Here is a 20,720-nt window from a genome sequence, read left to right as displayed (position 1 = left end):
GACAACGGCGCAAGGTGGTCGGGGCAATCTTTCGGGAACTTCGGGGTAAACTTACTCCGTTAATCGACCGTCCTGATAATCCTTCAGCGCCTGGTCGATCTCTTCCGGCGTATTCATCACAAACGGGCCGTACTGGGCAATCGGCTCACCGATCGGTTTGCCCGCCAGCAGCAGGAACGCCGCTCCGGTTTCCGAAGCCTGCACAGAAACCTCATCCCCATCCGCCAATACCACTGCATGATCGGTTTGAATACGGCGGTTATCCACCTGCAATGAACCTTCGTACGGGTAGATAAACAGGTTGTGGGTTTCCGGTACCGGATAGGTAAAGGTCTCGCCCGGCTGCAGACGCAGGTCCAGATACACTGGATCAGCAGCAACGCCCATAACAGGACCCGTCACGGTATCACCACCCACATCCAGGCTACCGGCAACCACACGGACCTGACCGCCACTTGCCAACTGGACCTCCGGCACCTGTTCCGGTTCGATATTCTGGTAGTGGGCCGGTTTCATCTTTTCACGGGCCGGCAGGTTCACCCACAGCTGGAACCCCCGCATCAGTCCGTCGGTACGTTGCGGACGCTCTTCGTGGATCACCCCCCGTCCGGCGGTCATCCACTGCACACCACCCGCAACCAGTTCACCTTCGTTGCCCATATGGTCACGGTGGATCATGCTGCCGTTGAGCATATAGGTCACGGTTTCAAAGCCACGGTGCGGATGGGGCGGAAAACCGGCAATGTAGTCATCTGCATTGGCGGAATTAAAGGCATCCAGCATCAGGAACGGGTCAACCCGGATACGCTGACGCTGGCCGATACTGCGCTTGAGCTGGACACCGGCACCGTCACTGGTGTCGATGGCCGGAATAATCTGTTGAATGGTTCGGACAGTCATGTCGTATCTCCGCCTTACAGTTGCTCACGCCCGTGAGGGGCCAGCAGGTCAAACTCGGGGCCCACCGGGATAATACCGGTTGGGTTGATCATCAGGTGGCTGGCAAAGTAGTGGTGACGGATATGTTCCATATTGGTGGTCTCCGCTACCCCTGGCAGCTGGTACAGCTCACGCAGGTAACGACTTAGGGCCGGGTATTCGGCGATCATTTTGTGGTCGCACTTGAAATGACTTACATACACCGGATCAAAGCGCACCAGCGTGGTGAACAAACGGATATCCGCCTCTGTCACCTGATCACCCACCAGATAGCGTTGCTTACTCAGCTTCTCGTCCAGCTCATCCAGGGTGTTAAACAGTGCCGCCACCGCTTCGTCGTACGCGGCCTGCGACGTGGCAAAACCCGCCCGGTACACACCGTTGTTCACGTTCGGATAGACCCATTCGTTGACCGCATCAATCTCGCTCTGCAAGGCTTGCGGGTAGTAATCCCCCACCTTTGCGCCCAGATGATCAAACGCGCTGTTCAGCATGCGGATAATCTCTGAGGATTCATTGTTAACGATGGTCTGTTGCTTCTTGTCCCACAGCACCGGCACCGTTACTCGACCGGTGTAGTCCGGCTGCGCTGTGCTGTAGACCTGATGCAAATAGTCCAGGCCGTACAAGGTGTCACCACTGCCCGCCGGTGCACTGGCATCGGGGTTATTAAAGGTCCAGCCCTGATCCAGCATCAGTGCGTCAACCACCGATACGGAGATCATCTGTTCCAGCCCCTTTAAGGTGCGCATGATCAGTGTGCGGTGTGCCCAGGGGCACGCCAGCGACACGTAGAGGTGATAGCGACCGGCTTCGGCCTCAAAGCTGCCGTTGCCACTTGGGCCTGGACGGCCATCCGGCGTGATCCAGTTGCGAAACTGCGATGCACTACGCACAAACTTGCCGCCGCTGGATTTGGTCTCGTACCAACGATCGTGCCATACGCCGTCAATCAGTAAGCCCATTATTCACCTCCACATACGCTATGCGTTGTTATTCGACTGGGTAGATCAGGCAGATGCCAGTTGATCCACTTCTGCTCGGGCTTTTGCCAGCGAGCCTTCCTTCACCTCTTCCATGCTCAGGCCTTCTGCATAGATAACCTCTACGTTATTCAGACCAATAAAGCCCAGGAACTGCTTCAGAAATGGCACCTGGTGATCCATGCCAGTGTCTTTGTATAAACCACCGCGGGTGGCGAATACACGTACAGGCTTGTCTCCCAGCAGGCCAACAGGACCGGTTTCGGCGTATTTGAAAGTCACACCCGCACGCGCCAGGTGATCGAAGTACGCTTTCATCTGGGATGGGACACCGAAGTTATAGAGCGGCAAGCCCAGTACGATTTCGTCGGCGTCCTGAAGTTCTTTGATCAGGGTGTCGGAGAAATCTACGATCGCCTGTTGTTCAGCGCTACGCTGCTCTTCCGGGGTAAAGAAAGCACCAACGACCGCGCCATCCAAATGTGGTACGGAGTCACCCACCAGATCGCGCACGACCACTTCGTTACCCAGGGTGCGTTGCTGCCACTGATCGATGTACCGTGCTGCCAACTGGCTGGACTGACCTTCATCACCAAATACGCTTGCTTTGATATGCAGTAGTTTGCTCATGGATAGCTCCTAAATCTTTTTGCGATGCAGTGAATCGCTGTGTTCGATGTTGATGGAGTTATTTTCGTATTGATTTAACCGATTAAAAACAGCAAAAATATACGCATTATTATCAGTTTTTTAGATATTTAAGATGACAACACAGGTTACGCTGGAGCAATGGCAAGCCCTGATCGCCGTGGTGGAACACGGCGGCTATGCCCAGGCGGCAGAAGCAATGGGTAAGAGCCAGTCAGCCGTCAGTTATGCAATCCAAAAACTTGAGGGCAGCCTGGGTATTGCGGTCCTGGCGATTCAGGGGCGTAAGGCACAGCTCACACCCGCCGGACAGATCCTGTTGCAACGTGCAAAAACCCTGGTGCACGAAGCCGAACAGATTGAAGCGCTGGCCGCACAGTTCGGGCAACAGTGGGAAGCGGAGATCAATATGGCGGTGGAGACACTGTTTCCGCCCTGGCTATTGTTGGAAGCGCTGTCTCAATTCAGTGAAGATGCACCTCAGACACGCGTTGACGTAAAGGAGACCGTTCTGAGCGGAACCCATGACGCCGTGATGAACCGGGAGGTAGATCTGGCTATTACCGGTCGGGTACCAACCGGTTTCCTGGGAGATCCGTTAATGCTGATCACGTTTGTGGCCGTCGCGCATCCCGATCACCCGCTACACCAACTGGGGCGGGAGCTGACGTATCAGGATCTGCGCCAGGAACGCCAACTGGTTGTGCGTGACTCTGGAGCCAAACGCTCGGACGCAGGGTGGCTGGGTGCCCAGCAACGCTTGACGCTGAGCAACCAGAGTACGGCTATCGAAGCAGCAACCAAAGGTCTGGGGTACGCATGGTTTCCGCGCGTAAAAATCATGGAAGAGCTTGAGCGAGAGGTTCTCAAACCGCTACCGATGACGGAGGGATCAGAGCGGCGTGTACAACTCTACCTTGTGTATAGCCGTGGCGACTACGCCGGGCGCGCCACCCGTCACCTTGGAGAGATTATCAGGGCTCGCGTGGCGCAGCATTTTCCTGAAGAGCTAGAACATGGGATTTAAGGACGGCGCCCCAGTTTGAACTGACCGTTTTCAAAGAACTGGGCCACTTCCTTCCGCTTACGACCGATCAGCAACGGGCCATCGTCCATAAACAGGAAGTTTTTCCAAGCGCGCTTGAACACTTCCCAGGTGGTCTGGATCACGTGATCGCTTTCGTAGCAGAAGTACACCACGGTGTTGTCGTCCCACTGAATAAACTCCGCCAGCTCGTCCGGCAGCGCCATATCATCGCTGTCCCAGGCTCCCTGCCAGCTACCGCTCGCTTCCCAGGTGTTAGCCTGTCCGGCCCAGTCCCCCTTACAGAAATGGGTATAGTGGGTGCTTTGACGACTCACATTCTGAGACCACACTTCAGCCGCTCGTTTTTCCGTCATCGGTTTAATCTGTTCCAGATCCTCTGCACTCAGAGGCAGATCACGGTGGCGAAAAATCCAGGCTTTTTTGTACTCAGATAGTGGGATGTAGTTCATCAGTCAGACCCATCGATATTCAGGTGGAGCACTATACCCTTTAGACCGGATAAAAGCACCGTTCCGGCGTATAATCCCCGTCAACGCGTTTTTCAAAAAGGAATCCACTATGCTCTACAACCTACCGGAAACGGCCGGGGATATTATCGTTGTACAGGCGACAGACACTCTCACTGCCAAGGACTATACCGAAACCTTTATCCCGCTCCTTGAAGAAAAACTGGCCACCCACGAGAAAGTGCGCGTACTGCTGTATCTGGACCACGGCTTCACCGGGTTTGAAGCCGCAGCGCTGTGGGAAGATGCAAAGTTTGGTTTGGCTCACCGCAACGATTTCCTGCGTCTGGCCGTCGTGGGCGACGCTGACTGGATGGAGTGGCTGGCGAAAATTGCCGATCTGCTGGCAGGCGGCGAAACCCGTCACTTCACCAGCTCCCAGTTCCTGCAAGCGCTGCACTGGATAGACGGTAACGACGAAGTCTAAGTTGCAATCATCATGGCAGAGCGGTCAGATCCACTCTGCCATCTCCTCCCGCCGGGATTTATGGGTGTTGAGATACTCCAGGAACTCCGTTTCCGGCAACGGTTTGCTGTAGAAGAATCCCTGGATCTGCTCACACTCCTCGTTCGCCAGGAACGAGATCTGCGACGCGTACTCCACCCCTTCGGCAATCACCGTCAGGTTCAGACTCTTGCCCAGTGCCACAATCGCACGGGTGATGGCACGGTCGTTCTCATCCACATCAATATCACGCACGAAGGAGCGGTCGATCTTCAGCTTGTTGATCGGCAACTGCTTGAGGTAACTCAGGGACGAGTATCCGGTACCGAAGTCATCAATCGCCAAGCTGATACCCAGCGCCTTCAGCTGCACCAGTTCCTCAACCATCTCTTCCGGATTCTGCATCAGGGTGCTTTCGGTAATCTCCAGCTCCAGCGCATCCGGTTCGCAGCCGGTATCTTTCAGCGCACTTTTCACCAGGGTCACCAGCGAACGGCGCCGCAGCTGCTGGTTGGAGATGTTCACGGCCACCTTACGCAGCGAATACCCCTGCGCATGCCATTCGGCCATCTTTCTGCAGGCCTCACGCAGAACCCATTCGCCAATCTGAGCGATCTGGCCACTGGCTTCGGCATACGGGATAAACTCACCCGGCGGTACCATACCCCGCTCCGGGTGTTTCCAACGCACCAAGGCTTCTGCTCCAATCACCTCGCCGGTGGTGAGGCACAGCTGTGGCTGGAAGTGCAGCAGGAACTGGCCTTTCTCGATCGCCTCGCGCAGCTCGTCGGTCATCAGTACGCGCTGACGCACCTCCACGGTCATATCCGGTGTATAAAAACGGAAGCCATTACGACCGTCACGTTTCGCTCCATACATCGCCGAATCCGCGTTACGCAAAAGGATCTCCGCGTCGTCGCCATCATCCGGGAACAGACTGATACCAATACTGGCGGTTACATGCAGCTCGGTGTTTTCCACGGTAAACGGTTGCCTGAACGCCGCCAGCAGTTTATCGGCAATCACGACAGCATCACCTCGTTCGCTCAACAAACCGGTGATCACGGTAAACTCGTCTCCACCCAAGCGCGCCACGATATCGTCATCGCGCACCACGCTCTGCAGACGCTGGGATACCTTTTGCAGTAGCTCGTCGCCTGCGGAGTGTCCCAGAGAGTCGTTGATCTCTTTAAAGTTATCCAGATCGATAAACAGCAGCCCCACCATTGCCTGGGAATGGACCGAACGTTCGATCATGCTGTTCAGGTGATTTGCCCCTTGCAGCCGGTTTGGCAGAGAGGTCAGGTGATCGTGCAATACACGGTGCTGCAGCTCATCCGCCTGTTGATTCAGGCCGTCGATCATGTTGTTGGCACTGCGGGCTAAGGCACGAAATTCGTCAAAATAGACCTCTTCCACATCGATATGCTGACGACTGGATACCGATTCTTCAAAACTATTCCGAATCAGGCGCATATTGCCCGCCAGGCGTTTACCGATCAGCCACATCGCCGCCAGCACGATCAACAACGCAGCCCCCAATACCACAACGGCGCTGTAAATCCGCTTCTTAACCTGATCCGCCAGGGTCAGTTCGCGTCGGCTCAGCTCATTGCGCACGGTATCCAGATAGGCGCCGGTACCGATAAAGATCTGCCACTCATCCATACCCAACACGAAGGAGAGTTTCTCTTCCACCTCACCACTGTTCTTCTGCCAGAAATAGGTGGAAAAGCCACCTTCCGGGTTTTCTTGGGCAATATGCGCATTTTCCTGAACCACCTTGGTACCGCGTGCATCCTGAACATCCCAAATGTTCTTCTCACCAGCAAAGTACTTGCCGTTGGTCACGTAAAGATCGCCAGCATAGGAATTGATAAAGAAATACCCTTCGTTATCTGTGCCGTAGGTAATCTCAGAGATCTGCTGAAAGATCTGCTGTTTGATCTTTTCTTCGAAGTCATCGAGATAGGCACCTGTGCCTATCACCCAACCGTAAGGTTCAAACAGTTTTACATAGCTGAACTTAATAGCTGTCTCACCACGCTTGCCATCTTTGGGCCACATATAGCGGATAAAACCCTGCTTTTGGTCTTTCGCCAGCTCGCGAATCTCCAGCAGAATGTCCTGACCGCTGTCGGGAAACATCAAACCAACATGTTCACCATTGGCCGACAGATCGGGGGGGTACAGCAACATGTCGCCCTCGAGTGTGGCGATAAAGAAGTAACCATCGTCATTGATTTCGACGTCCTGTAACGAGGAGAGGATCATCTGCTGGATGGTTTCGTCCGTGTACTTGCCAAGGCTATGCTGATAAACACTGGATGCGATCTGGTGGGCAAATTCGATCTGCCCCTTGAGGGTGGCCTGTAGTTGTGCCTCGGCCTTCTCTTTTTCCCGAAGCAGAAGCGATTTAACACGCAACACTTCAGAGCGCAGGATGGATTTCTGGTTAGCCAGATACTCAGCCTCGTAGCGGGCGTTTTCCTCCTCCAGCTTGCGAAATTCGCTACTGGTCCAGAGGTAACCCACAACAAGAATCGAAACAAAAAAGATCGCCCCGACCGGCAGCAACAGGGACTGAATGACACTGTTTTTTGTCGAAAACCCAGGTATTGCCTTGTTACGAATCAAGCGCAAACTCCACCAAAGGACACGGCTCATTTCCTCCTGTCACACCACATCAAACGCATAACATGACAGGGTAAATGTTTAACCGATACTGCACGATGCTGCAGGCAAATTCAACACTCGACAGCAGATACCAAAACAATCGGCAAAGAATCATAACTTACTGATACTTAGATACATTTAACTAAAAAATCGATATTCCCTGTGTTATGGACAATCGTTTTCAGCAGCTAAAAACTGATCCAATTCATCTAGAGCAAATAAAACAAACGATCGTTTATTCCAAATTTGTATAACATTTTTCCAAGCTTTTTTGTTAGGATGCACCTGTAACAGAGTTGAACAGCATGTAACGGACGATTTACGACTCTTCGAGTCCACATGCTTTGGAGCAACTCAGAAAGATCTTCTCCCGATAAGAGCAAAATCCGAGCAATCGGATGACGCAAAGTCACGGGTCCCTCGACGGATAGCCGGACTACCGAAAGAGAGTTTCTCCTCTTCAGCCGGTAGCTGCAGATCTTTCGCAAAGAATGACGCAATGACCGGTTCTGGATCTTCTGCCGCCACAGAGTTCTCTGAATCTCAAATAGCCACTCCTGGTTTAATTACCAGGCAGGATTTGTTTTGCCTGAATTCTTAACATTTTCAGAACGTACACACGGTATGCGTGCGCCTGGAGATGAGGATTAGGATGGCCCTGCCTATGGTGCCTGCAAGCGGACTGTACTCACTCTTGGATAACGGATTATCTGGTTATCGACCTATCAAGGAAGGGGAATTCTGATTGGTATAGGCCCGTCCGTCAGCAGTCGAGGCCTGACGTTACCAACAATTCAGGAGCAACAGCGCAAGGGAGTGCCTAATTCAATTACCGATGGGGACAGTTAAGCCGTCTGTACCCCAAACGTAATGGAAAACAGGAGCAGTAACCAAGGGATTGACGCTCAGTTCAGAACCAAAGCTGATCAACCGATCAGGCGGTCTTGGCGAAGACGGGCAAATCAAGGAGTAGTATGCGAAGGAGTGCCCTATTCAAGCATCTACGAGGACAGTGGAGCTGTCTGTACCTCGGTGTAGAGAAAAAGGAGCAGTAACCAAGGGAGTGACGTTCAGGTATTCACCAAAGCAGACATGGTGGTTAGGTAGTCTTGGTGAGACTGAACACAGGAGCAGTACGCGATGGATTGCTATGATCGTTCAGGCGCGGAAGTTGGCAGGGATTACCAGGTAGTCTCCGCACCACCGATCCGAAGGAGCAGTACGCAACGGATGCCACAATCAACTCAGCGTTGGCCTTGCTGTCAGCAACAAGCGCCGACGAAGTGGAGAATGAGGAGCTGCATGCAAGGAATGCCCATGCAGTCTGCATCGTTGGGATGCCTGCAGACCTGTTTACGGAAGTGGAGGCAACGGAATGCCACTTTCGCTCCCCCCTGCCTCTCATAATTCCGCCACATAGCCACTAACTACAGACGCCGTGTGACGGTGCTACGCACCTGATCAGATAGAGATACCTGCCAACTTGGTTTCGTAGTACTCCATCAAACCTTCGCGTGCACCTTCACGCCCCAGGCCACTCTCCTTCATACCACCAAACGGTGCAGCGGCACTGGTTGGGTTGATGTCATTGATGCCCACCATGCCAAATTGAAGCCCTTCGAACATACGCATTGCGCGAGACATATTCGTGGTATACACATACGCGGCCAGACCATAGTTGGTGTCGTTCGCCTTGGCCAACACCTCCTCCTGGGTATCAAACGGAATCACCGCCGCGACCGGTCCGAACGTTTCCTCGCGGTAGATCAGCATCTCCTCGGTCACACCACTCAACAGTGTTGGTGCATAGAAATGGCCCTGATCCAAACCAGCTTCCGTCAGAACCTGACCACCCGCATGCAACTTGGCCCCTTTCTCCACCGCATCAACCACCTGATTGTTGACCTTGTTCACTGCCGCGACATTTACCAGCGGGCCAATATTTACGCCCTGCTCCATACCGTTACCGGCTTTCATCTTGGCAACACGGTTTTCAAACTCGGCCAGGAACGGTTCAAGAATAGAACGCTGCACAAAGATGCGGTTCGGGCTGATACAGGCCTGTCCGGTGTTGAGGAATTTAACCAGGGAAGCACCTTTCGCTGCATGCACCGGATCCGCATCATCAAAAACGATAAACGGCGCGTGCCCACCCAGCTCCATGGAAACCCGCTTCAACTGCGGCGCGGCGTCCTGAGCCAGCTTTTTACCCACAGCGGTGGATCCAGTGAACGTGAGTTTGCGCACGATGGGGTTAGTACAGAATTCTTTACCGACTGGCGCAGGGTCATGGGTAGTGACCAGGTTCACAACACCCGCCGGAATACCCACCTCTTCCAGAATCTTGAAGATCGCAATGGCACACAGAGGTGTCGCCTCGGCCGGCTTCAGAACAATGGTACAACCGGCAGCAATAGCCGGCGCCACTTTACGGGTGATCATCGATACCGGGTAGTTCCAGGGTGTGACTGCAGCGACCACACCCACCGGCATATGTTGCACCAGGAATCGCTGATCAGGGCGTGCCGATGGGATCGTCTCGCCGTAGGAACGTTTCACTTCCTCTGCAAACCAGAGCAGATAATCAGCCCCGTACTGAACCTCAGCCATCGCAGCCTTAAACGGCTTACCCTGCTCGCGGGTCATCAATTCCGCCAGCTCCTTCTTACGCTCGATCATCAGGTCGTAGGCGCGGCGCAGGTAGTCTGAACGCTGGTAGGTGGTCAAGGCAGACCAGCCTGGCATAGCCGCCTGTGCCGCATCGATTGCACGCTTGGCATCGTTGCGGGTACCGTCGGTCACCTGTCCGATCTCTTCACCGTTTGCCGGGTTATACACCGCAAACGTTTTATCTGACTGAATCCACTCACCATTGATGAACATACGCTTTCCTTCCAACTCGGGTGATGACGCTCAGCGCGGAGCGGGCATCACGAAAATAACAGTGCAGTTAGTCTGTCTCAGAAAGCGTGGGACATCAAGAAAAACCAAGGGTTTACCCTCGACAAATTTTGTAGGATGAATACCGGCTGCAGTACCACAACCGGTATCACTGGCTTTCCGTTCAGCTTGCAAGCCCCACGGCGGTGCTTGGCATTGCTACAAAACCGGGCAACTGCTCGATCCGTGCCAACCAGTTTCGCACCTGTGGATAGGCTTCAAGCGATACACCTCCTTCCGGTGCGTGTGCGATATAGGTGTAGTTCGCGATATCGGCGATAGTCGGATGATCCCCCACCAGCCACTCGCGGCCTTCCAGATGTTGGTCCAGTACCGACAACATTGCGTGGGCGATACTGATGGCCCGCTCGTGATCCAGTTGTGCCTTAAACACATTCACCAGACGCGCACTGGCGGGACCGTTAGCCACCGGCCCTGCCGCCACAGACAGGAAGCGCTGAATTTCCGCGGCGGTCTGTGGATCTTTTGGATACCAGTTGCCGCTTTGATCATATTTCTGCGCCAGGTAAACCAAGATGGCGTTGGAGTCCGCAATCACGGTCTCGCCATCTTCCAGCACCGGGATCTGACCAAACAGGTTTTTCGCCAAAAATTCAGGCTGTTTGTGAGCACCGTTCAACAGGTCCACCCGAATTACCTCGGCTTCCAGTCCCAACAGGGACAGAAACAGTTGCGCACGGTGGGAATGACCGGACAGGTCCAGTCCGTGTAGTTTTAGCGTTGTCATCGTATATCTCCAGATTGTTTGGTCAGGTTGACTCATTGGTTTACAAAAGCGTGTTTTTTCAGATATCCAGGGTGAGCGTGTCACCTAGGGCGCGAGACACGCAGGGGCAGAACAGTTGTTCCGTATTACGCTCGTCATCGGTTAGCACTGCATCGCGGTGAATTACGTCACCGTCCAGCACTTTCACAGCACAGGTGCGGCAGTTTCCGCTCTTGCAGCTGTAGGGCATATCAACGCCGGCATCTAACAGGGCATCCAGCGGGCTTTTGTCAGCCGGAACTTTGATCACCTGTCCGCTCTGTGCCAGGGTCACCTCAAAGGATTTATCTTCAGCAGAGGACTCCGCTGAAAAACGTTCAAATCTGATCCGCTCCGATGGGATTTTCAGTTGTTCAGCCATAGCATTCACCGCATCGATCAATCGCGCAGGCCCACAGACATAAACAACGCTCTCCGCAGGCAAGGCACGTAAAAGAGGCTCCAGATCCAAGCGCTTACCTTGGTCGGTGGGATACAACGAGACATGATCCGGTATCGATTGCTCCAATACCTCAACGAACGCCATCTCTTGTTTACTGCGTCCCAGATAATGCAGGTGAAAACCGGCTCCACGTGCCTGTAACTGATGCACCATCGCTTTCAAAGGCGTGATACCAATTCCACCAGCAATCAGCACTGCAGGACGCTGATCGTCATGCAACGTGAAGTGCCCTTTTGGCAACGAGCTGAGCAACTGCATCCCGAGCTGATATTGCCGGTGCAGCGCGCGACTGCCCCCCCGGCCTTTATCCTCACGCAGTACCGCAATCTCGTAACGGCTCAGATTGTTTGGGTCTGAACTGATCGAATAGTGACGTGACCCGATCTCGCCGTTATCCAGTCGAACCGGCACTTCCAGATGCGCACCAGCCTGGAAAGGCGGTAACTCGTGCCCGTTTGGGTCACGGAGTTCAAAAGATCGAATGCGTGGTGTTAACTGGCGCATGCCGGTAATCTCCAGCGCGAGCTCGCCATGATCCAATCGCAATTCGGCATCGGCCTGGTAATGGGCATGTAAGCGTTCGTTCTCGGCTTTTAACGGGGTCACAAGCGATTCAACCTGCTCCGCAGTAAAGCGCGGTGTGATGTGCTGCGGACAGTTCCAGTCAAATGCTTCCACTTCGATCACAAAACCCCGCTCCACCTGAACGGCAGTGGATTCGTCCACCAGTTGGGCCAGCGTATGTTGATCATCCAGCGGCACGATCTGTACCCGCCCCAGCAGCTTCAAGCGTCGCCGATTGGCATAATCCATAAAAAACAGGGCAACACGGTTGTTGTGGGTGAAGTTCCCGGTACTGACGTACTGCCGGTTACCGGTGTAGTCCGCAAATCCGATCCGCCCCTCGTCCAGCACCTTTACAAAACCCTGCTCGCCACCCCGGTGCTGAATATAGGGCCAGCCGGTTTCAGTCACGCTGGCCATATAGAAGCTGTCGCGGGCTGTGATAAACGTCGATTCTTTTGCGGTCAGCTGATGGTTGTAGTCCTGGCCCCTGTCCATCTCGGCATAAAAGCTGCGGCTGCCCATTTCTGCCTGCATCTCCCGGATGACCGGCGTGAACGCGATCTCAGCAAATTTGTGGCCCATCTCTATGCCCTCAGTCTGATTCGTGGATAACCTGTGTCTGTAGATCCACTATGACAAATTCCACACAAAGCAAGAATCACCTAAAATTGAAATTAATTATTACGAAAAGTGGAATAAAGATGGATCGATTTCGCCAGATGCAGGTCTTCGTAGCGGTCGCAGAGGAGGAGGGCTTCGCTGCAGCAGCCCGTCGCCTGCAGATGTCCCCGCCCGCGGTCACACGGATGGTCGCATCGCTGGAGGAAGCGCTGGGGGTAAAACTGCTCAACCGCACGACCCGTTATGTTCGCGTCACCGAAGCTGGGCAGCGTTACCTGGAAGACAGCCGCCGTATTCTCAGTGAGGTAGAAGCCGCCGACGACGCAGCAGCGGGCATCAATGCTGAGCCCCGTGGGCACTTAACGATTACCGCGCCGGTGATGTTCGGGCAACTCTTTGTGATGCCCGTTGTACTGGAGTATCTGCGCCTCTATCCGGAGATGGAGGTGGAGATGGTACTGCTCGACCGCGTGGTTAACCTGATGGAGGAAGGGATCGATCTGGGTGTGCGTATCGGTGAGCTGCCCGATTCCAGCATGCGGGCCTTGAAGGTTGGGTCAGTGCGGCAGGTACTAGTAGCCTCGCCGGACTACCTTTCATCGCAAGGTAACCCCGCCCACCCCAATGAATTACCACAACACACCGTTATTATTCCGCAGGCTGGCAGTATGCACGCCACCTCGACGGGCCATTGGCGTTTCTTCGATGGTTACGACGAGGTACAAGTGCAGGTCAAACCACGATTGAAAGTCACCACCAACGATGCCGCCATCGCCTCAGCTGCCGACGGCTTCGGCATCACCCGTGTACTCTCCTATCAGGTCGCAAACCGTGTCGCACAAAACGAGCTGGAGTATGTACTCGCGGGTTACGAGCCGCCTGCCCAGCCCGTCCATATCCTGCACCGGCACGACCGCTATTCTTCGAACAAAGTGCGTGTATTTATCGACCTGTTATCGGCTCGTTTGCGGGAAGACTCATCGCTGAGGTAATAGATTTGGATACGGCTCTGGCGCAGATCAACATCTTGGGGTAAGTGAACGGTGAAGTAGGAAGCCCGCTTTTTCTTGCGATGAACGTGACGGGGTTTGTAGGTCGATTGCAACGTATGAAGCTCCCGGCCTTGCGCGTTGTAGATCACAGTGATCACCTGACCGTGGGGGACTTTAACGTCTCGATCGCTGCGCGTTACCCGTCCACGCAACTTCATGCCTTTGCCCTCTAAGCGAACGTTATAGATACGGGCTGCATTATCATTTAGGACATCCATTCGGGGTGCCCGATCTCCGGCCTGCGCAAGCGCAACAGAGAAAATCAGCAGTAAAAAACCGACGAGCCATTTGATAGCAGACATAACGCTCTCCCGAAGTGCGGGAAACGAAGAGTGTGTAGTTACTTAGGCTAGAAGGCACAGGGAAAGTTCTTTGATGCCTTATACCCCATCGATTGAACGATCAATCTATTGAGGCCATCATTCCCGGCTGATACGGTAGCGACCAGGCTAATCCGATCAAGAACAGGGAGCGCATAATGAAGATCATCTACCTCCACGGACTGGGTTCTAACGGTCAATCCTCCACTGCGCGTGGTCTCTCTGAGTTGGGGTTCGATGTGATCTCCCCCGACTACCGCCCTCAGTTCTATAATGAGAGCCTGGAACAACTCGTTCAACTGGTCGAGCACCATCAACCTGTACTGATCGCAGGCACCTCTATGGGTGGTTACTACGCTCTTAAACTGTACGAGCGCTTTGTCATACCCACTATTGCGATCAATCCATGCTTTGAACCGGCAACACTGCTACAGAAATACCTGGATCAGCCAGCCCATGATTACGTCACCGATACGCCGATTCCGTTTGTTCAAGCGATGCTGGATGCTTTCTTACCCACCGCCTCAGCTCATGGGAGGCAACCAGATACCCTGCAGATTGTGATTGGCATGAACGACGATGTGATTCCGGCAGCTCAACAGCAGCAGTTTTGTATTGAACAAGGCTGGAACTGGAATGAAGTCGATTGGGGTCATCGGGTGGATGATGTGGAGTTACTGGGCGAGATGATTAACCGATTTAAATCCCAGTAATCTGCGGTTAACGGAAGAGTAAAAGCGCCCCTATGAAAGGAGCGCTTTTTGTTAGCAAGCTTTAGTTAAGACTCAGGCGCAATTTATCAAAGGCCTCCCGGTTCAGCGCCTCGCGGAAATCCGGATGCGCAATCTCGATCAAATCACGAGCACGCTCACGCAAACTGCGGCCACGCAGATTAACAACGCCGTATTCCGTAGCAATGTAATGCACATGCGCACGTGTTGTTACGACACCCGCACCATCATTCAGGGTAGTAGTAATACGGGAGACAGTTCCGCTTGCAGCTGTAGATGGCAATGCGATAACACCACGCCCACCTTCAGACAATGATGCACCCCGCACGAAGTCAATCTGGCCTCCGAAACCTGAGTAGATTTTTGTGCCTACCGAATCAGCAGACACCTGACCGGTCAAATCCACCTGAATGGCACTGTTGATCGACATTGCCTGCGGGTTGCGCTGGATACTGCGCATATCATTCACATACTCGGTATCCAGGAACTGAACCATCGGGTTGTCGTTCACAAAGTCGTACAGCTTCTGACTGCCAATCACAAAGCTCGTGACAATTTTGCCCGCGTGGTTCTTTTTGTAAGCACCGGTGATCACACCTTTTTCAACCAGCGGCAGTACACCATCGGAGAACATCTCGGTATGTACGCCCAGATCCTTGCGATCACCCAGGCACGCCAGCACTGCATCAGGAATCGCACCGATACCGGTCTGGATACAATCACGGTCCTGCACCAACGCGGCGACATTTTCGCCAATCGCCTTATAAATGTCGCTTTGAACTGCAGGCTCGTGGCAATTCAGTGGCGCAACCTCTTCGTAAACCGTGTGAAAATCCTTATAGGCGATGATACCGTCACCGTGGGTGCGTGGCATGTTCGGGTTGATGTGAGCGATGATCTTACCCGCTTTCTCCAGCGCGGCGTGGGTCGCTTCAACCGATATCCCCAGTGAGCAGTTGCCGTGCTTATCAGGCGGGCTTACCTGAATAATCGCCGTATCAACCCGCTGCTCACCGCTACGGATCAGCTTCGGCACTTCGGCCAGCAGCATCGGAACATAGTCCGCATCACCATTTTGCACCGCCTTACGCGTTACCGCACCAACAAAATAACAACGACAACGCAGATGACCACGAAGCTCAGGCGCCGTCATCATTGCCGCCCCTTCACCTTCCGTATGCAGTTGCAGCAAGGTCAGATTGCTACGCGACAATGCGTGCTTGGCAAGGCCTTTCAGCAACAGGCCAGGGGTGGCCGCCATGTTGTGCGTCCAGATCGCTTCGTTATCCTGAATTGAGGACACGGCATCTTCAGCGCTATGGGCAATACGAGGGGACATTTTCAACTCCATCAGGGGAAATACATAATCGGGAGGATTTATAGCTTGTTGCAGCGCAAAAAGACAGGAGCTAAATCAAAGACCATCACACCATTCTCTGAAAATTCATCGAGTGGAGTGAGAAGAATTCAAAAATACCAGCAAGGTTGTTTGCAGCGACGAGAAATACGTCTTGGAGAGAGCAAATTCACGCCTGCAAATGAAACGAATTTAACCCAATAGTGAGATAAAATTTCGACACAAAAAACCGCCAAAAGGCTTAATGCTGTTCACTTAAGGGGAGCGGCATTGCGAAGAATGAAGTGACTATCACTTTTTAGCATAGTTGCATAACGTATACGCATTGTTTGTCGGTGACTATCTAGTTTAAATTATATGAAAAATTATTAACTCCTGATCGGGGACTATTAATGTAGCCCCGGTTTTTTGCGAGCTGCGTTTTACTATATGTAATAGATTTATACACGTATGCTCGTTTTTTTCCGACATCCTTCTGGTGTTCTACCCCGTTACTGCGGACACTTCTGAAAAGAGGCACAATTTGCCAAAGGAGTGTTTATGACCAAACGCAGAAAATAGAGTTCAGAGTTCAAACGTGAGGCTGTTGCCCTGACCCGACAACCGGGTGTGAGCTGTTGTCAGATTGCCCTGGAAATTGGTATCAATCCCAACGTGTTATCTCGCTGGCGGCGTGAAGCGGATGATGCAACAGACAAGGCCTTCAAAGGCTCAGGATCTCCCAGAGATGAAGAGCTTGCCCGTCTCAAGCGGGAGTTGTCACGGGTAAAGAAGGAACGTGATTTTTTACGCGAAGCGGCAGTGTTCTTTGCCAAAGAGTCGTCCTGAAGTATCAAGCGATTCAGCATTGCCGCCACGACTTTCCAATAAGGCTTATGTGCCGTTGCCTAAACGTATCACCGAGCGGATATTACGCTTGGGTCTCTCGTCCTGACTCTGCCAGGGCCAGAGACAATCAGCGCTTGTTGAGCCGTATTCGTGAAATTCACGATGACAGCGGTAGAGTGATCGGCGCCCCTCGTATGCATAAAGACCTGGTTGCAGAAGGTGAATCTATAAGCCTGAATCGGGTTGCCCGCTTGATGTCAGCGCACGGCATTCAAGGCTGGCCACGTAAGAAGCGACGAGGAGCCCGCCGAGCCTCTGTGCGCCCTGCGGGTATTCGTAACCACCTTGCGCGAGATTTCTCGGTGCAGGAGCCGCATACCAAATGGGTGACAGATATAACAGAAATCCCAACTCAGGAGGGCAAGCTATATCTGTGCGTAGTCCTTGATCTGTTCAGTAAGCTGGTCGTGGGTTGGTCTATGCATCACCGCCAGGATCGTCACATAGTCGTTCGAGCGGCTGAAATGGCTGTCTGGCAAAGCTAGGGTACACTTCTGTAATAGTTCACTCAGACCGCGGCACTCAGTTCACCAGCGGTGACTTCCAGCGCTGCCTGAGCAAGAAGGCTTTGGTGAGTAGTATGAGTGCTGTTGGCCATTGCGGTGACAATGCGGCCTGCGAGGGCTTCTTCGGAATGCTCAAACGAGAGCGTGTCCACCATCGCTACTATCGAACGCGGAATGAGGCTCGGAGCGATGTGTTCGACTATATTGAGCGGTTCCACAATCCTAGAATGAGGCGCAGAGTTGCTACGCAGGATTTTAAGTATTCCGCCCTTTTAAAACCGTCCGTGGAAACGGGGTAGCGCCCGGCCGAGGCGAGGGTGATTTAGAGTTTTGGTAGTTTACTGGCGACTTGCCACAGAGACTCCACCTTGGCACTCCCGACACCTCGGGTACGGTACATCAGTACCTCTGCTTCGATAACCCAGGTGTCGTCTCCCGCCAGCACCATACGCCCCAGTCTGATGTCATCTTCCACCACTGGATAAGGTAACCAGGCCACCCCCTCCCCCTCGAGCACCTTTTCCCGCAGACATTCGGAGATTGAGGCTTCATACTTTGTTTCCAGATAGGGAGTTAGCCCGCGAGCGGCCAGCAGCACCTCAAACTGCCAGCCGAGAGGCGCCTCGGGTCCGAAGCTGAGGAAGGGCAAGGGCCTATCGACGCTGCCAGGTAATGAATATTTTGGTTTTCCATCATCGGTGGGTATACAGACTGGGATCGATTTGCTGTCGGAGACTCGAATGAAAGATAGATTTTTTGGGATATCTATAGTTTTATAATGTGGACTGTCGTAGCAGAACATAAAGTCGACTCTCCCCTCTATCAGATCCCTTAAACAGCTAGTTAGATTATCGGCCTTAATTCGCACATTGAACGGTTCCAGTAGGGGCTCGATTGCCTGCAACCATTTGGGAAAAATGGAACGAGCGATCGTATACTGCATAGCAAAAGCGATAGGCTCTCCCTTGAGGCGGGTCCGGGCATGAACTTCGGCTTTGGCCAAATGAGTTCTACGCACGATCTCTTCGGCATGTTTGAGGATACAGTCCCCCGATGGGGTTAAGGTGATGGGGTGACTCTTGCGATCAATCAAACGGGTTCCCGCCCAGTTTTCTAGTGACTGGATGCGACGGCTTAAAGCCGATTGAGTTATATTCCGCTCCTCCGCCGTCCGGGAAAAATTTCTTGTTTGCGATAAACTGATAAAATCCTCAAGCCATTTTAGGTCCATTACTTATAATACCTGCGCTACTTTTATTAGTATTAGTTATATACGCTGAAAGTTCGCCGGTAGAGCCCCTCGATGCTACGGAACTCAAGACCGATGCGCCAGTTAATACCATTTCCTCTATCCTGGTCTGTATGGTGTCCACCTACAGCCGCCAGGACAGCCACCGAAAATCGTACGAGTGCGCTATCATGCTCAGACGCGCTTCCGTATAGCTTCCCATCACCTTATGATGCTCACCGCACTTAGACCGTGCCGACCAGTGGTTCGATCTGAATTCGACCGGCAGAGTGTTTTCCAGCAGCCGCCGGAGTGTCTACAGGTGATTCACCGATCAACCGCCAACGGGGTTTGGAGCGTTCGCCTGACCTATCTTTCAGTATATATCTGGGCCAGGCCTTCAATCAGTAATCTTTCTTTATCTGACTTTGCCGGATGTTCCCAGCTGAAACCCTAACTTACCAGGGCCAGAGTCAGGGCGAGGCTACCGAATAGCAATGCATAGGTATTATGGGGTGACTATCCAGCTTTCAAGGCCGCTTCTATGACAGCCCCGAGGCTGCCAGCATTGTGGCGACGCCAACACAAGAGAGAAGTGTCAGCTGCGCCATGCTCTTTATTAAAAATCAGGATGAACGCAAGGAGCAAACTCCGGTGTACGGATTAATATTACCAGATCGTATCTCCCACTGACGGAGAGCCCCCTCGTGCCCCCGCCATATAGGTTAACTACGCTTGACGGGAACATTTACAGGCAATGGGTCGGAGTGCTTCATAGAACCAGCCTCGAAGGGTGCTTCTTGGCTAAAGCTATAGGCAACCAATGCCACGGCCAGGGTGACAGCCAAGGCACCGAACAGCAAAGCATAGCGGTCCTGAATCGGCCAGCCAGCAATGAAAGCGGCTTCGATGAGTGCTCCGGATCCCGCCTGCACAGCTGCTACGCCAGCAAAGCAGATCAGTGTCAATAACGCCATGCCTCTGCCCATCAGGTACGGGGGGACAAATCGTCGGCAATGGTCCATCAGCAGGGGGTAGGTGGCACCGAATAAGCCCAGAACACAAAGCAGCATCACTGCCGATGTGAGGGGGCCTGAGCCAGCGATGGCCAGAATTGTGAGTGAGACTATCGCTAGAGCCGAGCCAATACCGATGGTAAGTTTCGCTGAGCGGATAACGCGAGGGGCCAAGCCATAACCGATTGTGCCCAGAGCCATGGCGAGGGACATACACATAAGGACTATACCTCGCCCACTGGGATCAAGGCCAAACATATCTGCCAGGTAAGGTCCGCCCCACAGGCCTCGTACACAGAGTAAGACGGCATACCCTCCCAGCAATAAGGGGAATATCGGCCAGAGTCCGACGACTCGTACTAGCTCGCCCCAGCCGCTGAACAATTGTAGTAGGGTTTCCTGACTCTGGCCCTCTGCCAGAGTGCGTGAGTCTCTGATAAACAACCAGCAGAGTACAGAGGAGAGTGCAGTCAGGCTCACGGCGATCCAGAGCCCACCGCGCCAACCCACATACTCGGCGAGGGTTGCAAAGGGCGCGGTGCTCAAGAGATCCCCTAAGGTGGCAAAGGTCAATACCGAGGCAGATAAAAGTGCAAAACGTTCGGCTGGATAGCCTCGGGCGATAATCACCATAGCCCCGGTAAAAACGGGAGCACAACCGATGCCGATCAGGGCTTGCCCAAGGATCGCCATCCAGTAGTTCGAAGCGCCAGCCAGTACTCCTGCCCCCAGAACTGCCGAGAGCATCACTGTTGCGATCACCCTGCGTGGCCCAAAGTGGTCGAAGGCGATACCCAGAGGTACCTGCATCAGGGCAAAGGTGATAAATACTGTTGCGCTGAGCAAGCCTAGCTGGCTTTCGTCGATCGCCAGGTCTGCTGAGAGCTCTGGGGAAATCACCGATAATAAAGATCGGTAAAAGAGACTAAGGCCATGGGCCAGGGCCAGGGCGAAGATTTCAAGAAAGGTTCGGCTGGGATAAAGCATGAAAGCACTCCTCAACAGATGCGGATCAACACG

The 20,720-nt window shown here is 53.4% G+C and carries 16 protein-coding genes, 1 pseudogene and 1 riboswitch; of the genes and pseudogenes, 5 read left to right on the top strand and 12 right to left on the bottom strand.

Going from position 1 to position 20,720, the window contains the following annotated elements; genetic code table 11:
* Positions 1–51 precede the first annotated feature (51 nt).
* The 3 genes from QKW35_RS08380 to QKW35_RS08370 are packed head-to-tail and all read right to left on the bottom strand — an operon-like array spanning position 52 to position 2,552.
* Positions 52–900: a pirin family protein gene (locus QKW35_RS08380; protein WP_282352265.1), complete on the bottom strand. Its 849-nt coding sequence runs from the start codon at positions 898–900 to the stop codon at positions 52–54.
* Between the two features lie 14 nt (positions 901–914).
* Positions 915–1,904: a glutathione S-transferase family protein gene (locus tag QKW35_RS08375; RefSeq protein ID WP_282352263.1), complete on the bottom strand. Its 990-nt coding sequence runs from the start codon at positions 1,902–1,904 to the stop codon at positions 915–917.
* A gap of 45 nt (positions 1,905–1,949) precedes the next feature.
* Entirely contained in the window at positions 1,950–2,552 is a 603-nt protein-coding gene (locus tag QKW35_RS08370) for an FMN-dependent NADH-azoreductase (RefSeq protein ID WP_282352262.1), read from the bottom strand.
* A gap of 133 nt (positions 2,553–2,685) precedes the next feature.
* On the opposite strand from QKW35_RS08370, the gene QKW35_RS08365 reads away from it, so the two are divergent.
* Complete coding sequence (locus QKW35_RS08365) at positions 2,686–3,597, top strand: LysR family transcriptional regulator (RefSeq protein ID WP_282352260.1); 912 nt, start codon at positions 2,686–2,688, stop codon at positions 3,595–3,597.
* Here the strand turns inward: QKW35_RS08365 and QKW35_RS08360 are convergent.
* Positions 3,594–4,067, bottom strand: a complete 474-nt coding sequence (locus QKW35_RS08360; RefSeq protein ID WP_282352258.1) for a DUF2947 domain-containing protein — start codon at positions 4,065–4,067, stop codon at positions 3,594–3,596. The genes QKW35_RS08365 and QKW35_RS08360 overlap by 4 nt on opposite strands.
* A gap of 109 nt (positions 4,068–4,176) precedes the next feature.
* On the opposite strand from QKW35_RS08360, the gene QKW35_RS08355 reads away from it, so the two are divergent.
* Positions 4,177–4,551 carry a SpoIIAA family protein gene (locus QKW35_RS08355; RefSeq protein ID WP_282352256.1) on the top strand — a complete coding sequence of 125 codons (375 nt, stop codon included), beginning with the start codon at positions 4,177–4,179 and terminating at the stop codon, positions 4,549–4,551.
* 24 nt (positions 4,552–4,575) lie between these two features.
* Here the strand turns inward: QKW35_RS08355 and QKW35_RS08350 are convergent, their stop codons facing one another.
* The 4 genes from QKW35_RS08350 to QKW35_RS08335 all read right to left on the bottom strand — a co-directional run bounded on the left by QKW35_RS08350 (position 4,576) and on the right by QKW35_RS08335 (position 12,563).
* Positions 4,576–7,206, bottom strand: coding sequence for a bifunctional diguanylate cyclase/phosphodiesterase (locus tag QKW35_RS08350; protein ID WP_282352254.1), 2,631 nt, complete (start codon positions 7,204–7,206; stop codon positions 4,576–4,578).
* 407 nt (positions 7,207–7,613) lie between these two features.
* A riboswitch (cyclic di-GMP riboswitch) is annotated at positions 7,614–7,689 on the top strand.
* A 1,017-nt stretch (positions 7,690–8,706) separates the two neighbouring features.
* Positions 8,707–10,128, bottom strand: a complete 1,422-nt coding sequence (locus QKW35_RS08345; RefSeq protein WP_282352252.1) for an NAD-dependent succinate-semialdehyde dehydrogenase — start codon at positions 10,126–10,128, stop codon at positions 8,707–8,709.
* A 181-nt stretch (positions 10,129–10,309) separates the two neighbouring features.
* Positions 10,310–10,933: a glutathione S-transferase family protein gene (locus QKW35_RS08340; protein WP_282352250.1), complete on the bottom strand. Its 624-nt coding sequence runs from the start codon at positions 10,931–10,933 to the stop codon at positions 10,310–10,312.
* 58 nt (positions 10,934–10,991) lie between these two features.
* The gene (locus tag QKW35_RS08335) at positions 10,992–12,563 is read right to left on the bottom strand and encodes a 2Fe-2S iron-sulfur cluster-binding protein (RefSeq protein ID WP_282352248.1); all 1,572 of its coding nucleotides are present in this window, start codon (positions 12,561–12,563) and stop codon (positions 10,992–10,994) included.
* Positions 12,564–12,682: 119 nt separating this feature from the next.
* On the opposite strand from QKW35_RS08335, the gene QKW35_RS08330 reads away from it, so the two are divergent.
* Positions 12,683–13,594 (top strand): LysR family transcriptional regulator, encoded by a 912-nt coding sequence (locus tag QKW35_RS08330; protein WP_282352246.1) that lies wholly within the window; start codon positions 12,683–12,685, stop codon positions 13,592–13,594.
* Here QKW35_RS08330 and QKW35_RS08325 read toward each other — a convergent pair.
* Positions 13,519–13,956, bottom strand: coding sequence for a hypothetical protein (locus QKW35_RS08325; protein ID WP_282352244.1), 438 nt, complete (start codon positions 13,954–13,956; stop codon positions 13,519–13,521). The two genes, QKW35_RS08330 and QKW35_RS08325, sit on opposite strands and share 76 nt — an antisense overlap.
* Positions 13,957–14,132: 176 nt before the next feature.
* Between QKW35_RS08325 and QKW35_RS08320 the strand changes: the two genes are divergently transcribed.
* On the top strand, positions 14,133–14,687 hold the full coding sequence (locus tag QKW35_RS08320) for a YqiA/YcfP family alpha/beta fold hydrolase (protein ID WP_282352242.1): 555 nt from the start codon (positions 14,133–14,135) through the stop codon (positions 14,685–14,687).
* Between the two features lie 61 nt (positions 14,688–14,748).
* Here the strand turns inward: QKW35_RS08320 and QKW35_RS08315 are convergent, their stop codons facing one another.
* Complete coding sequence (locus tag QKW35_RS08315; protein WP_282352239.1) at positions 14,749–16,044, bottom strand: acetyl-CoA hydrolase/transferase family protein; 1,296 nt, start codon at positions 16,042–16,044, stop codon at positions 14,749–14,751.
* A 609-nt stretch (positions 16,045–16,653) separates the two neighbouring features.
* Here QKW35_RS08315 and QKW35_RS08310 point away from each other — a divergent pair.
* Positions 16,654–17,755: pseudogene (locus tag QKW35_RS08310) on the top strand (IS3 family transposase).
* 23 nt (positions 17,756–17,778) lie between these two features.
* Here the strand turns inward: QKW35_RS08310 and QKW35_RS08305 are convergent.
* Positions 17,779–18,687: a LysR family transcriptional regulator gene (locus tag QKW35_RS08305; protein ID WP_282352237.1), complete on the bottom strand. Its 909-nt coding sequence runs from the start codon at positions 18,685–18,687 to the stop codon at positions 17,779–17,781.
* A 722-nt stretch (positions 18,688–19,409) separates the two neighbouring features.
* A complete protein-coding gene (locus QKW35_RS08300) occupies positions 19,410–20,687 on the bottom strand; it encodes an MFS transporter (protein ID WP_282352235.1) in 1,278 nt (425 codons plus the stop codon).
* Positions 20,688–20,720 lie beyond the last annotated feature (33 nt).

The organism is Pontibacterium granulatum (genome assembly GCF_029961155.1).
Lineage (GTDB): Bacteria > Pseudomonadota > Gammaproteobacteria > Pseudomonadales > Balneatricaceae > Pontibacterium > Pontibacterium granulatum.
This window is presented reverse-complemented; position numbering and strand designations above follow the sequence as displayed.